The sequence below is a fragment of the Aquariibacter albus genome (assembly GCF_014145335.1).
In the GTDB taxonomy this organism is placed as follows: Bacteria; Pseudomonadota; Gammaproteobacteria; order Burkholderiales; family Burkholderiaceae_C; genus Aquariibacter; species Aquariibacter albus.
This window is the reverse complement of sequence record NZ_JACIVI010000004.1, coordinates 240,523-254,012: the sequence shown is the minus strand read 5'-3', so window position 1 is coordinate 254,012 and position 13,490 is coordinate 240,523. Positions and strand designations below refer to the sequence as shown.

General features: G+C 69.2%; 16 protein-coding genes. 3 read left to right on the top strand and 13 right to left on the bottom strand.

Going from position 1 to position 13,490, the window contains the following annotated elements; all coding sequences use genetic code 11:
• The first annotated feature begins 351 nt into the window (after positions 1–351).
• A complete protein-coding gene (rpoH, locus tag H4F90_RS12285; RefSeq protein ID WP_182664982.1) occupies positions 352–1,293 on the top strand; it encodes an RNA polymerase sigma factor RpoH in 942 nt (313 codons plus the stop codon).
• A 45-nt stretch (positions 1,294–1,338) separates the two neighbouring features.
• Here the strand turns inward: rpoH and H4F90_RS12280 are convergent, their stop codons facing one another.
• The 5 genes from H4F90_RS12280 to H4F90_RS12260 form a co-directional block, all read right to left on the bottom strand.
• Positions 1,339–1,977 (bottom strand): SCO family protein, encoded by a 639-nt coding sequence (locus tag H4F90_RS12280; protein ID WP_182664980.1) that lies wholly within the window; start codon positions 1,975–1,977, stop codon positions 1,339–1,341.
• Positions 1,978–2,007: 30 nt separating this feature from the next.
• On the bottom strand, positions 2,008–2,931 hold the full coding sequence (gene cyoE / locus H4F90_RS12275; protein WP_182664978.1) for a heme o synthase: 924 nt from the start codon (positions 2,929–2,931) through the stop codon (positions 2,008–2,010).
• A 79-nt stretch (positions 2,932–3,010) separates the two neighbouring features.
• The gene (locus H4F90_RS12270) at positions 3,011–4,204 is read right to left on the bottom strand and encodes a COX15/CtaA family protein (protein WP_182664976.1); all 1,194 of its coding nucleotides are present in this window, start codon (positions 4,202–4,204) and stop codon (positions 3,011–3,013) included.
• Positions 4,205–4,220: 16 nt separating this feature from the next.
• Positions 4,221–4,925, bottom strand: coding sequence for an SCO family protein (locus tag H4F90_RS12265; protein WP_182664974.1), 705 nt, complete (start codon positions 4,923–4,925; stop codon positions 4,221–4,223).
• Entirely contained in the window at positions 4,888–5,616 is a 729-nt protein-coding gene (locus tag H4F90_RS12260) for an SURF1 family protein (RefSeq protein WP_182664972.1), read from the bottom strand. The genes H4F90_RS12265 and H4F90_RS12260 overlap by 38 nt, the downstream gene beginning before the upstream one ends.
• A 109-nt stretch (positions 5,617–5,725) precedes the next feature.
• Here H4F90_RS12260 and H4F90_RS12255 point away from each other — a divergent pair, with 109 nt between their 5' ends.
• Positions 5,726–5,947 carry a twin transmembrane helix small protein gene (locus tag H4F90_RS12255; protein WP_182664970.1) on the top strand — a complete coding sequence of 74 codons (222 nt, stop codon included), beginning with the start codon at positions 5,726–5,728 and terminating at the stop codon, positions 5,945–5,947.
• Positions 5,948–6,047: 100 nt separating this feature from the next.
• Here the strand turns inward: H4F90_RS12255 and H4F90_RS12250 are convergent, their stop codons facing one another.
• From H4F90_RS12250 to H4F90_RS12220, 8 genes are all read right to left on the bottom strand, one after another.
• Positions 6,048–6,929 (bottom strand): cytochrome c oxidase subunit 3, encoded by an 882-nt coding sequence (locus H4F90_RS12250; RefSeq protein WP_182664968.1) that lies wholly within the window; start codon positions 6,927–6,929, stop codon positions 6,048–6,050.
• 78 nt (positions 6,930–7,007) lie between these two features.
• Positions 7,008–7,259: a DUF2970 domain-containing protein gene (locus H4F90_RS12245; protein WP_182664966.1), complete on the bottom strand. Its 252-nt coding sequence runs from the start codon at positions 7,257–7,259 to the stop codon at positions 7,008–7,010.
• Positions 7,256–7,939 carry a cytochrome c oxidase assembly protein gene (locus H4F90_RS12240; RefSeq protein ID WP_182664964.1) on the bottom strand — a complete coding sequence of 228 codons (684 nt, stop codon included), beginning with the start codon at positions 7,937–7,939 and terminating at the stop codon, positions 7,256–7,258. The genes H4F90_RS12245 and H4F90_RS12240 overlap by 4 nt, the downstream gene beginning before the upstream one ends.
• Positions 7,940–7,943: 4 nt before the next feature.
• Positions 7,944–8,069, bottom strand: coding sequence for a cytochrome oxidase small assembly protein (locus H4F90_RS15430; protein ID WP_220486151.1), 126 nt, complete (start codon positions 8,067–8,069; stop codon positions 7,944–7,946).
• 28 nt (positions 8,070–8,097) lie between these two features.
• On the bottom strand, positions 8,098–9,723 hold the full coding sequence (gene ctaD / locus H4F90_RS12235) for a cytochrome c oxidase subunit I (protein WP_182664962.1): 1,626 nt from the start codon (positions 9,721–9,723) through the stop codon (positions 8,098–8,100).
• Between the two features lie 27 nt (positions 9,724–9,750).
• Positions 9,751–10,866 carry a cytochrome c oxidase subunit II gene (coxB, locus tag H4F90_RS12230; RefSeq protein ID WP_235972189.1) on the bottom strand — a complete coding sequence of 372 codons (1,116 nt, stop codon included), beginning with the start codon at positions 10,864–10,866 and terminating at the stop codon, positions 9,751–9,753.
• Between the two features lie 100 nt (positions 10,867–10,966).
• Positions 10,967–11,539: a DUF2244 domain-containing protein gene (locus H4F90_RS12225; RefSeq protein ID WP_182664960.1), complete on the bottom strand. Its 573-nt coding sequence runs from the start codon at positions 11,537–11,539 to the stop codon at positions 10,967–10,969.
• Positions 11,540–11,641: 102 nt separating this feature from the next.
• Positions 11,642–12,577: a methyltransferase domain-containing protein gene (locus tag H4F90_RS12220; RefSeq protein ID WP_182664958.1), complete on the bottom strand. Its 936-nt coding sequence runs from the start codon at positions 12,575–12,577 to the stop codon at positions 11,642–11,644.
• Positions 12,578–12,703: 126 nt separating this feature from the next.
• On the opposite strand from H4F90_RS12220, the gene H4F90_RS12215 reads away from it, so the two are divergent.
• Positions 12,704–13,456 carry a ComF family protein gene (locus tag H4F90_RS12215; protein WP_182664956.1) on the top strand — a complete coding sequence of 251 codons (753 nt, stop codon included), beginning with the start codon at positions 12,704–12,706 and terminating at the stop codon, positions 13,454–13,456.
• Positions 13,457–13,490 lie beyond the last annotated feature (34 nt).

Sequence of the window (13,490 nt, the reverse complement as noted above, 5' to 3'; positions counted from 1 at the left end):
GGAGCCCTAGGCGGGAAGGCGACGCGCCAACCGGAGCAGGGTGAGCCCTAGGCGGGAAGGCGACGCGCCAAGCGGAGCAGGGGGAGCCCTAGGCGGGAAGGCGACGCGCCAAGCGGAGCAGGGAGAGAGCCCCCTGCGGGAGGGCGACGCGCCACCCCAGACTTGTCCCCGGAAACTGTGGACAAGTCTGTGGGCGGCCCCGGGATCCAGGCGCCAAGTGCTTGTCAGCCGGGCCCTCGGCTTGCGCTGACCTCCTCAGGGCAGACCCTCGCTTGCCCTCCTTGCGCGTGCGCAAAGCGCATTTAGCACTCCACCCCCCCGAGTGCTAGACTTTCCGCAAGGAGACTGCCGATGCCCCCTCTGACGCCGATTCCGACCCCTGCCAGCGCCGCCGCGCTGAGCCTGCGCGACCCCTGGGCCATGGTGCCCTCGCTGGGCAACCTCGAGGCCTACATCCGCGCGGTGAACCAGCTGCCGATGCTCAGCGCCGAAGACGAGCAGGACTGCGGCCGACGCCTGCGCGACCACGGCGACCTCGCCGCGGCCGGCCGGCTCGTGCTCTCGCACCTGCGCCTGGTCGTCTCGGTCTCGCGCCAGTACCTGGGCTACGGCCTGCCGCAGGGCGACCTGATCCAGGAAGGCAATGTCGGCCTGATGAAGGCCGTCAAGCGCTACGACCCCGAGCAGGGCGTGCGCCTGGTCAGCTACGCGCTGCACTGGATCAAGGCCGAGATCCACGACTACATCCTGCGCAACTGGCGCCTGGTCAAGGTGGCCACGACCAAGGCGCAGCGCAAGCTCTTCTTCAACCTGCGCTCGATCAAGCAAGGCCTGCGGGCCCGGGCCGAGCCGGGGGACAGCCAGCGCCAGGGCCTGAGCGAGGCGGAGATCGATCAGGTCGCCGAGGACCTGCAGGTCCGGCGCGAGGATGTGATCGAGATGGAGACCCGCATGGCCGGCGGCGAGGTGGCGCTGGAGCCCTCGGAGTCCGACGAGGACGGCCCGGTCGCCCCCATCGCCTGGCTGGCCGACGAGCACAGCGAACCCAGCCGCATGCTGGAGCTGGCGCACCGCGACCACCTGGCCGGCGACGGCCTGCGCGATGCCCTGTCGGGCCTGGACGCCCGCAGCCGCCGCATCGTCGAATCGCGCTGGCTGCAGGTGGCCGACGACGGCTCCGGTGGCGCGACGCTGCATGAACTGGCGGCCGAATACGGCGTCAGCGCCGAACGCATCCGCCAGATCGAAGTGGCTGCGCTGAAGAAGATGCGCAAGGCCCTGGCCGAGGTCTGAGCCCGCGCCGGGCCTGCCCCGGCACGGCTCGCTCACACCGGCCGCTCAGCCGCCGGCAAGCAGGGTGCGCAGGTCGGCCACCCAGGCCTCGATCGGGGTGCCGTAGCGCACGAAGAGCCGGGTGCGGCCCTGGGTGTCGAAGACGTAGGCGCCGGCGGTGTGGTCCAGGGTGTAGCCCTCGCCTCCGTCCTTGTTCGGCACCTTCTGGTAGAAGACCTTGAAGCCCTGGGCCACGGCCTGGGTCTCGCCCGGCGTGCCGCGCAGCGCGACGAAGGCCGGGTCGAAGGAGGCCATGTAGGCCTTGAGCAGCTCGGCGCTGTCGCGCTCCGGGTCGACGGTGACGAAGATGGCCTGCAGCTTGTCCCCGTCGGCGCCCAGCTGCTTCTTGACCTGGGCCAGCTCGGCCATCGTCGTCGGGCAGACGTCGGGGCACTGGGTGTAGCCGAAGAAGACCACCACCAGCTTGCCGGCGTAGTCGGCCAGGCTGCGGACCTGGCCGTCGGGATCGCTGAGCTTGAGCGACTTGCCGTAATCCAGGCCGGTGATGTCGACCGCCTTGAAGCTGGACTTGGCGGCCCCGGGGCCGGAAGCGTCACCGCAGCCGGCCAGGGCCGCACCGAGCGCGACCAGAAAACCTGCGGCCAGCAGGCGCAGGCGGGGATGGCGGGCGACGGACAACTTCATGCGCAGGACTTTCGGGACGGACCGGATGCCTCAGGCCAGCCAGAGCGGCTTGAGGTAGTGGTCCAGCAGCAGCGCGGCGAACAGCAGCGACAGGTGCCAGATCGAGAAGCGGAAGGTGGCGCGGGCCAGCGGCTCGCTGTAGGCCTGCCTCAGGCGCCAGGCGTAGTGGCAGAAGCGCAGGCCCAGGGCGACGGCCGCTGCCAGGTAGAGCCAGCTGCTCATCCGCGAGACGAAGGGCAGCAGCGTGGCCGCGAACAGCACGAGGGTGTAGAGCCAGATCTGCAGCCGGGTGAACTCGCTGCCATGGGTGACCGGCAGCATCGGCAGGCCGGCGCGCGCGTAGTCCTCGACGCGGTAGAGCGCCAGGGCCCAGAAGTGCGGCGGGGTCCACAGGAAGATGATCAGGCAGAGGATCAAGGCCTCGTGGCCGACCTCGCCGCGGATCGCGGCCCAGCCCAGCACCGGGGGCATGGCGCCGGATGCGCCACCGATCACGATGTTCTGCGGCGTCAGCGGCTTGAGTACGACGGTGTAGACGATGGCGTAGCCGACGAAGGTGGCAAAGGTCAGGCCGGCCGTCAGCGGGTTCACGAGGAACCAGAGCAAGGCCATGCCGGCCGCGCACAGCAGCGTGGCAAAGCTCAGGGTCTGGCTGACGCTGAGCTCACCCTTGGCGGTGGCGCGCCAGGCCGTGCGCTTCATCTTCGAGTCGATGGTCTGCTCGACCATGCAGTTGAAGACGGCGGCCGCGCTGGCCACCAGCCAGATGCCGACCGAGGCCAGCAGCACGCGCTGCCAGGCGAGCGCACCGGGCCAGCCGGGAAGGGCCAGCAGCATGCCGATCAGCGCGCAGAAGACGATGAGTTGCACCACCCGGGGCTTGGTCAGCGCCATGAACTGGCGCCAGCGGGCCGGAGGCGCCGGCAGCGCGGATGCGGAAAGCGGGGTGGACACGGGGGACTGGGGCGGTGGATGCAGGGCCGGGGGAGGCGGCACCCGCCGAAGCGGGCGGCGCCAGGGCGAACCCGCGATTCTAGGGAGCGCGGGCGAGCCCCCGGACCGGGTTCACCGCAGGACCTTCGGCCCGGCGGGGGCCGCGGGCGGGGCTCAGGCGCAGGATCAGGCGCAGCAGGACCACGATCAGCACGGCGGCCCCGCCGGTGTGGGCCACCGCCGCGAGCAGCGGCCAGCCCAGCACCACATTGGACACGCCCGACGCAAGCTGCCAGGCCGCCAGGCCGGCCAGCGCCCCGGCGGCCGGGCGCAGGGCCGGCCCGCATCGCAGCAGCACGGCGGCGGCGGCCAGCAAGGCCCCGAGCACCAGCACGGCGCCGAGGCGATGCGTCATGTGGATGGCCGTCAGGGCGGCAAAGGGCAGCCAGCCGCCTTCCTTGCCCGTGCCGAGCGGGCGGAAGATGGCGAAGCCGTGCTCGAAATCCATCGTCGGCCACCAGCGGCCCTGGCAGGTCGGGAAGTCGGTGCAGGCCAGCACGGCATAGTTGGTGCTGACCCAGCCGCCCAGGCTGATCTGCAGCACGACCAGCAGCAGCAAGCCGACCAGGCCCGCACGCAGGCCCGGGCGGGCGGCGTCGGCGAGGCGGCCGCGCTCGGGCGCAGCGGCCAGCAGGGTCAGCAGACCCAGCAAGGTCAGGCCACCGAGCAGATGGGCCGTGACGATGGCCGGGTAGAGCTTGAGCGTGACCGTCCAGGCCCCGAAGGCCCCCTGCAGGCAGACCCAGAGCAGGGTGAACAGCGCGAGCCGCGGCTGCGCCGGCGGTTCATCGGCGGCGAGGCCCCTGCGCCCCCGTTGAGCCCGCCAGGCACGGCACTGGCCGACGGCGATTGCAATGATCAGCACGCCGACCCCGGTGGCCAGGTAGCGGTGGATCATCTCGATCCAGGCTTTGCGGTGGGTCACCGGGCCGTCGGGCCGGAGGCTCTGCTCGGCGTGGATCTCGGCGCGCGCGCCCAGCGGACTGGCCTCGCCATAGCAGCCCGGCCAGTCGGGGCAGCCCAGGCCGGAATCGGTCAGGCGGGTGAAGGCGCCGAAGAGGACCAGGTCGAAGGTCAGGAAGAGCGTCACCCAGACCAGGGCCTGACGCCGTGCGGCGGGGCCGCCGTGGCGGTGGCGCCAGGCCACCCAGGCCAGCGGCAGGCCGGCCGTCAGCAGGCCGAGGCCGGCCATCTGCGCCAGCGGCGACCAGTTCACGAGGTCGACAGTGTCCATGCGGAGGCCCTGTGTTTCAGCGACCGGCACGGTCCCAGCTGCTGGAGGCACGCAGCAGGCGCTCCAGGTCGCGCTTGACCTTGGACGGGTCGGCATCGACCGGGAAGCGCAGCATCAGGTTGCCGAGCGGATCGACCAGGAAGAAATGGGCGCGGGGCGACTGGCCGTCGGCGGCCGGCAGCCAGGCCTTGAGGGCCTCGGCTGGCGCGCGCAGCACCTGCGCGCCTTCCAGCGCGGGCAGCAGCACCTCGCGGGCCGGCTCGGCATCGTCGATCAGCCAGACGCGGTCGACCCGGTCCTTCTCGCGGCCCAGGGTTTCGCGCAGCTGACGCTGCAGGTAGAGCTGGCGTTCGCAGCGGGCATCGCAGGCACCGCCGCCCACGACGATGAGCAACCACTGCTGGCGCAGCGACTCGGGGGCGACCGGCTGCCCGTCCAGCCGGGTCAGCGGCAGTTGCGTGGCGGGCGGGATGGGCCGCTGCGGATCGATCAGCTCGCCGGTGTTCATCCGTCCATCCGGACGGATCACGTAGTAGGTGAAGTAGGACGCGATGACCGGCGCCGCACAGACCAGCAAGACCGCGAGCATCTTCAGGCGGCCGCTGCGCGCGCGCACGGCTTCGGCCTGCGGCACGTTCAGCGTGTGCACGGCGAAGCTCAAGGGCTCGTCGGGGCGAAGCGACTCAACGGCGGCGGGGTCGGAGGATCTGGAACCAGACATAGAGAACCGTGATGAGGCCCGCCAGCGCAAACCACTGGAAGGCGTAGCCGTGATGCTTGTCGACGTCGATGGCGGGACGAGGCCAGTCCCGGCGCAGGCCGTCCTGGGGCGAGGCGGCCTCGTCGAGCTGGAGCAGGGTGTAGGGCCGCAGGACCAGGCCCGTGGCTTGGGCGTGCTCGACCAGGTCGAGATTCTGCCGAAGCGGCCCCGCTGACTCGGCCCCCAGGCTGGCCAACCGGGCAGGCGGCGGGGCCATGCGTGCCTGAAGTCGCACCGATCCCTCGGGCAGCGGCGCGGCAGGGGTCAGGGTTCGGTCCAGCCGATGGCGAGGCGCCCAGCCGCGCTGCACCACCACGGCATCGCCCGAGGGCAGCAGCAGCGGTGTCAGCACGAAGAAGCCGGGCTGCCCGCCCATCTGCCGGTTCTCGAGGAAGACTGTGTGCTGCGGCAGCCACTGGCCTTCGATCTCAAGCCGACGGTGCAGCTGACGTTCCAGCGCCTCGGGACCGGACAGGAGCTCGGCCGGGCGCAAGGGCGGCTGGGCCTCGGCCTGGGTGATCGCCTCGCGCAGGGCCAGCTTCTGCCCTGCGCGATCGAGCTGCCAGACCCCCAGGCGGGCCGTCAGCGCAACCGCCAGCACGGCGGCGACGGCCACGACCAGACGACTGCGGCGGAACGGGGATCGGACCATGAGCGACAGGACGGACAGGGATTGAAGACTGAGGGATGGAAGGGGCCTGGAGGAAGCGAAGCGGGGGATGCGTGGCCCTCGGGTACCGGGGATGGCCTACAGTGCCGTCATGAAATTCCTGATCGTGCTCGCCTTCATCGGCATCCTGTTCGCCCTGGCCAGCGCCGGCCACGCCATGTTGCGTGAAGGACGGGATGGCAAGCCCAAGACCGACCGCATGGCCCGGGCACTGACCTGGCGGATCGGCCTGTCGGTGGCGCTCTTCCTCTGCATCCTGATCGGCTACCAGCTCGGCTGGATCCAGCCGACGGGCTTGCCGCTGAGTCCCTGAAACGCCGGCCGGTTCCCGGTGTCGGCCGGCCGACACAAGAAAAAGGGGCGCCGCGAGGCGCCCCTTGCTGTTCATGCGGCGGCGCGGGATGCGCCCGACCTCAGAACCAGTAGACGATGATGTACAGGCCGAGCCAGACCACGTCGACGAAGTGCCAGTACCAGGCTGCGCCTTCGAAACCGAAGTGGCGGTCGGCCGTGAAGTGACCCTTCTGCAGGCGCAGCGTGATGAACAGCAGCATCAGCATGCCCACGAACACGTGGAAACCGTGGAAGCCGGTCAGCATGAAGAAGGTCGAGCCATAGACGCCGCTGGTGAGCTTGAGGTTCAGGTCGGCATAGGCATGCGCGTACTCATAACCCTGGAAGCCCAGGAAGACGATGCCGAGCAGCACCGTGGCCCACATCCAAACGATGGTCTTGGCACGGTGGCCATCACGCAGCGCGTGGTGGGCGATGGTCAGGGTGATGCCCGAGGTCAGCAGCAGCGCCGTGTTGATCGTCGGGATGGGCCACGGGCCCATGGTCTTGAACGGCTCGACCAGCGCCGCCGGCGCGCCGGTGGCCCCGGCCGCCACGCTCGGCCAGACGGCCTTGAAGTCCGGCCACAGCAGCGCGTTGTCGAGGCTGCCGAGGTTCGGCACCGAATGCACGCGGGCCCAGTACAGCGCGCCGAAGAAGGCCGCGAAGAACATCACTTCGCTGAAGATGAACCAGCTCATGCTCCAGCGGTAGGACACGTCGATGCGGTCGCTGTAGAGGCCGCCCTCGCTCTCGCGGATCGAGTCACCGAACCACTGCTTCAGCACGAAGGCCCACCACAGCAGGCCGAAGGCCACCGCATAGGGCGCCCAGGACGAGCCGTTGACCCACTGGCCTGCGCCAAGGATCACGAAGAACAGACCGAACGACGCCATCACCGGGTGGCGCGACGGTCCGGGCACGTAGTAGTAGGGCGTCTGCCCGTGGCTGGTTGCCGACATCTTTGCTCCTGACTCAGTCTTCTTTCCTCGTCAGCGGCGGTTGCCGCATGACGCTCTTCCTCTCACAACGATCCTGGATCAGGCCGCCGCACCGCTGCCCACGATCGTGCTGACCAGCACGACCAGCAGGACCACGAAGATCACCGCGCCAGCCACGCCGGCGATGATCACGTGCAGGGGATTGATCGTGCTCAGGTCCTGCTCCTGGTCCTTGGCCCGACGAACGCCGAAAAAGGACCAGGCGACCGCCTTGGCGGTCTGCACAAACGAGCCGCGCCGGCGAACCGCTGCACGCAGCGACCCCTCGGCGGGCGGGCGGGGGGCACTCACGGCTGAAGCTCCCCACCCTCGGTCGAAAGAGCCAGCAAGCTCAGCGGCGCGAGCGGCGCCCGACCTTGCAGACCTCCTGCGGGAGCGGCAGGCACCCTGCCGCCCACTTCGAAGAAGGTGTAGCTCAGCGTGATGGTGCGCACGTCGCGCGGCAGCTTCGGGTCGATGTAGAACACGACCGGCCACTGCTTGCGCTCCCCCGGCTTCAGCGTGTACTCGCTGAAGCAGAAACATTCGAGCTTGTTGAAGTGGCTGGTGGCCTGCTTGGGCGCGTAGCTGGGGATGGCCTGGGCGGCCATCGTCCGGTTCTGTACGTTCTGGAATTCGTACATCACCGTGACCAACTCACCCGGGTGGACCTCCAGCGAGCGCACCGCGGGCTTGAACTCCCAGGGCCCGCGGGCATTGGCATCGAACTCGACCGTGATCGTGCGGGCGCGATCGATCTGGCTGTTCGGCGGCGGTGCTTTCGCGCGATGGCCGGCAGCGTTCTGCTCGGCGAGCGTCAGCACATTGATGCCGAGCGCCGTGCAGATCGCCTTGTAGACCGGCACCAGCGCGTAGCCGAAACCGAACATCAGCCCGGCGACCAAGCCGAGCTTGCCGAGCATGCGCAGATTGTCCGCACGCAGCGCAGCCAGGAAGCCAGCACGGCCCGGAGGGGTCTTGTCGGTGGGCATTCGTTCAGCCCCCGAGCATCACGATCTTCGCGACAAAACCCATCGCGAAGGCCACCGCCACGGAGGCAAGGATCAGACCCAGACGCACATTGTTCTTGCGTTGCCTGGGGTCCTGCGGGGCGGCGGCCATCGGATCGGTCCTTGGGGTCGGTTGCAGCTCAGCCGATCACGCGGGTCGCGGTGGCGTCCAGCTTCGGCGGGTTCTCGAAGGTGTGGAAGGGAGCCGGCGACGGCACTTCCCATTCCAGGCCTTCCGCGGCTTCCCAGGGCTTCTGCGGTGCCTTCTCGCCCTTACCCAGCATGCCGGGCAGCACGATGAAGACGAAGAAGTAGACCTGCATCAGACCGAAGCCGAAGGCGCCGATCGAGGCGATCGCGTTGAAGTCAGCGAACTGCATCGGGTAGTCGGCGTAGCGACGCGGCATGCCGGCCAGACCCAGGAAGTGCATCGGGAAGAAGGTGATGTTGAAGAACACCAGCGAGCCCCAGAAGTGGATGCGACCGCGGGTCTCCGAATACATCACGCCGGTCCACTTCGGCGCCCAGTAGTAGTAACCGGCGAACATCGCGTAGAGCGAGCCGGCCACCAGCACGTAGTGGAAGTGGGCCACGACGTAGTAGGTGTCTTGCAGCTGAATGTCGATCGGAGCCACCGACAGGATCAGGCCGGTGAAGCCGCCCATCGTGAACACGAAGATGAAGCCGACGGCGAACAGCATCGGGGTCTCGAAGGTCATCGAGCCCTTCCACATCGTCGCGATCCAGTTGAAGACCTTCACCCCGGTCGGGATGGAGATCAGCATGGTCGCGTACATGAAGAACAGCTGGCCGGTCACCGGCATGCCCGTCGTGAACATGTGGTGGGCCCACACGATGAAGGACAGGATGGCGATCGAGGCGGTCGCGTAGACCATCGAGGTGTAGCCGAACAGCTTCTTGCGGGCGAAGGCCGGCACGATCTGGCTCACGATGCCGAAGGCCGGCAGGATCATGATGTAGACCTCGGGGTGACCGAAGAACCAGAAGATGTGCTGATACATCACCGGGTCGCCGCCACCTGCCGGATTGAAGAAGCTGGTGCCGAAGTGGCGGTCGGTCAGGGTCATGGTGATCGCGCCGGCGAGCACGGGCATCACCGCGATCAGCAGGTAGGCGGTGATCAGCCAGGTCCAGGCGAACATCGGCATCTTCATCAGCGTCATCCCGGGGGCGCGCATGTTGAGGATGGTCACGATGATGTTGATCGAGCCCATGATCGACGAGGCGCCCAGGATGTGCATCGCGAAGATGCCGGCGTCCATCGAGGGGCCCATCTGCAGCGTCAGCGGCGCGTAGAGCGTCCAGCCGGCGGCAGGCGCGCCACCCGGCATGAAGAAGCTCGACACGAGCATGATGGCCGCGGGGATCATCAGCCAGAAGCTGAAGTTGTTCATCCGCGCGAAGGCCATGTCGGACGCGCCGATCTGCAGCGGCAGCATCCAGTTCGCGAAGCCGACGAAGGCCGGCATGATCGCGCCGAACACCATGATCAGGCCGTGCATGGTGGTGAACTGGTTGAACAGTTCAGGGTTCACCAGCTGCAGACCCGGCTGGAACAGCTCGGCGCGGATGCCCAGGGCCAGCACGCCGCCGATCATCAGCATCGTGAAGCTGAACAGCAGGTACAGCGTGCCGATGTCTTTGTGGTTGGTCGCGAAGACCCAGCGCCGCCAGCCGTGCGGGTGGTCGTGGGCATGGTCATCATGCCCGTGGGCGTGACCGTGGGAATCAAGTACTGCGCTCATCGAATACCTCTCAAACGGCGGGCGGAATTACTGACGGGCGGCCAGGATGGCAGCAGGTTGAACAACCTGGCCCGTCTGGTTCGACCACTTGTTCTTGGTGTAGGTGATCACGGCGGCGATCTCGGTGTCCGACAGCTGCGGCCACGCGGGCATCATGCCGTTGCCTGCGCCCTTGAGCAGCACCGTGATCTGCTTGGCCGCGTCGGCGTCCAGCACCAGCGCCGAACCATCGAGCTTCTTGCCCACGCCACCTTCGCCACCCGCACCGTGGCAGGCCACGCAGTTGGCGGCGTAGATCTTCTCGCCGCGGGCGGCCAGGTCGGCAAGTTCCCAGACCTTGCTCGGGTCATCGGCCTTGGCGGCAGCCGCCTTGATCTTGGCCGCCGCCCAGGCGCTGTATTCCTCTTCGCTGACCACCTTCACGTGGATCGGCATGTAGGCGTGCTCCTTGCCGCAGAGTTCGGCGCACTGCCCGTAGAAATCGCCGGTCTTCTCGGCCTTGAACCAGGTGTCACGCACGAAGCCGGGGATCGCATCCTGCTTGACGCCGAAGGCCGGCACCATCCAGGCGTGGATCACGTCATTGGCCGTGGTCACGATCCGCACCTTCTTGTTGACCGGCACGACCAGCGGGTTGTCGACCTTCAGCAGGTAGTTGTCGCCGGACGGCTTGCCGGTGTCGGACATCAGCCGCTGCGAGTTGTCGAGGGTCGACAGGAAGCTGATGCCCTCGCCTTCACCCTTGATGTAGTCGTAGCCCCACTTCCACTGGTAGCCGGTGGCCTTGATGGTCAGGTCGGCGTTGGTGGTGTCCTTCATCGCGACGACGATCTTGGTGGCCGGGAGGGCCATGCCGATCACGATCAGGAAGGGCACGATGGTCCAGATGATCTCGACCGTGGTGCTTTCGTGGAAGTTCGCCGGCTTGGCGCCCAGGCTCTTGCGGTGCTTGAACACCGAATAAAACATCACGCCGAAGACCGCGACGAAGATCACCGAGCAGATGACCAGCATCAGCACGTGCATGTCGTACTGCTGCGCGGCGATCGAGGTCACCGGCTGATGAAGGTCGGTCTGGTTGACCTTCGGACCGCCGGGCAGATCGGCCACCTGGGCCACTGCCATGCCGCCGACCAGGGCCATCGTCGCCCCGACCGTGGCACGGGCCACCTGCCGACGCGCGGCATTCCACATCGCTTCGATCGTCATCTTCCTGCTCACTTCCACTGTCCCACCCACGACCTCAGCCCAAGTTTGCACCGGACCAACCCGTGCCCCACCGAAGTGTGGCTTTCAGTTCTTCTGCGAGCTGCTTGCGCAGCTCAGGACGCACATGGCGCCCCACCCTCACCTGCCGGCCGCGGGCCGAAAGACCGATCAGGGGCCGACCGGGCCCCACCTCGTCGATCCGCACCGACTCCGCAGCAAATTCCATGCGCCCCGACCGCGCTCCGTGCTGCCACTCGACCGTCAGCTGCCCGCCGGCCAGTTCCACCCGTTCGCGGTCACCCGCATGGCGCGCATAGATCAGCAGCGCCACCCCCACCACGAGCAACTCAAGCCCGGCAAAGATCATCACCGGATGAGCCCCGTGCCGCCAGAAGTAGCCGGCGATCAGCAGGGAGACCACGCACAGCGACAGGTAGAACACCAGCAGCTGACCCGGTCGCAAAGAGCAATTGCGCTTGAGCACCCACTCGACCGCCCAGGTCGGCACAGCCTCCGAGCCCTCGCGGCCAGCACCTGCCTCGGCATGCAGACGTCCGAAGCGCAGAGGCTTCGGCGGCACGCTTGCGGGGTCAGGGGCTGAATACATCTCCGACAACTCCTCGAACCCGTTGCCTCGGGCGCCATCCTGGGGGAAGGGATTGCCCCCCCTCAGAGGCGCGCGGATTCTAGCCGAGCCCTTTTGCGCGACTCAACGAGAGTCCGAGCGCTTCGCCACCCTCCGGGCGCTGTCACGCAATTGATCGACCGAGACCGTCGCGAGGGCACCACGAACCGGCTTCGGGGCCGCCTGAAACGCATGACCCTGGACGATCTCGAAGCTCAGCTGAAGCCGGCCGTCGGGGCCACGCAGGCGTTCCGCGAGCAGGTCTTCGAGGCGGGCGCGCCAGCGCGGCGTCCGACAGCCCGCCGGCCGCTCGCGGCAGGCATTGCCCCCCAGGCCGCGAAGTTCCCGCAGCAGATCGGCAGGCTCACGCCAGGCGAGGGTCAGGGTCTCCATGTCCATCACCGGATCGGCCAGACCGGCATGCAGGAGCGCATCGCCGAGATCGTGCATGTCGATGTAGCGGTGCGCCGGCGGCGCCCAGCCCATGCTGCGGTAGAGCCCGCCCAGCTCGCGCAGGGTGTCCGGCCCGAAGGCCGAGAACATCAGGAAGCCCTCGGGCGCGAGCGCAGCACGCCAATGCGCGAAAGCCTGCTGCGGATCGGCCGACCAGTGCAGCCCCAGGTTGGACCAGACCAGGTCCACGGGGCCCGGCAGCGGCGCATCGGCCGCGAGATGGTGCACCGCCTCCTCGCCGGCCCGACCCAGCCAGCGGCGCCAGCGGCCGTCAATCTGCGCGGCGCGGCGGGCCCGCAGCGCTTCGGTCGGCTCCACGGCGACAAGCCTCGCCTTGGGATAGACCGCGCGCAGCACCGACCGGCCGGCGCCCAGCCAGCCGCCGATCTCCAGCACCTGCGCCGGCTGGCGCTTGATCCAGCCCAGGCGCTCACCCATGCGGCGGGCGATCTCGCCGTGCAGCCACGGCGCCTCGGCCTGTCGCGCGGCACGGCGCCAGTGCGCCTGCACGGCCAGGGGATCGGGCGAGGCCGGATCGGGTTGCGGAGCGGACGGGGAGAGGTTCATCGCGGTCGGCGGGCCGAGACCAGGTGCAGCGCGACCCGCGGGTCGGGCCCCCACCCGCTCCATGGCGGGACCGCCGGGCGGCGCAAGGGCGCGCAGTATAGGAAGCCCCCCGCTGCCACGCCGCGCATGCCCGACACCCCCCTGCTCCAGCAAAGCCCGGGCCTGCGCCTGGCGGCCTGGCCGACGCGCTGCGCCGCCTGCCGTGGCGCCAGCCAGGGCCGGGCAGGTCGGCTGTGTCCCGCCTGCCGGAGCGCGCAGCCCAGACCCGCCTGGCGCTGCGGCGGCTGTGGCCGGCCGGGCGCCGGCCTGGCCCCTGCGGGCGGCCGCTGCGGGAGCTGTCTGCGCGAGCCTCCCCCCTGGGCCAGCCTGCAGCTGGCGCTGGACTATGCGCCGCCCTGGGATGGACTGATCGCCGCCTTCAAGCTCGATGCCGCGCTGGACCTGGGGCCGACCCTGGTCGACGCACTGGCCCGGGCACTCGACGGTCAGCCCGCCCCCGGCCCCTCGCCGCTGCTGCTGCCCATGCCGCTCTCGGCGGCACGGCTGCGCAGCCGCGGCTACAACCAGGCCGCCCTGCTGGCCCGGGGCCTGGCACGCCGCTTCCGGCTCGGGCTGCGCGAAGACCTGCTGCTGCGGCTGATCGACCACCCCTCGCAGCGGGGCCTCGACCGGGCCGCACGGGCCGCCAATGTGCGCGGCGCCTTCCTGGCCGCTCCGGGCTGTGCGGCGGCCCTGCGCGGCTGCACGCCGGTGCTGGTCGACGATGTGCTGACCACCGGCGCGACCCTGGCCGAGGCCTGTCGCAGCCTGCAGGCTGCCGGACTCGGTCCGGTCCATGCCTGGGTGCTGGCGCGGACGCCCGATCCGGGCGGGAGCTGAGCCGGTGCGCGGATGGCGGCCACCGCGGACGGCG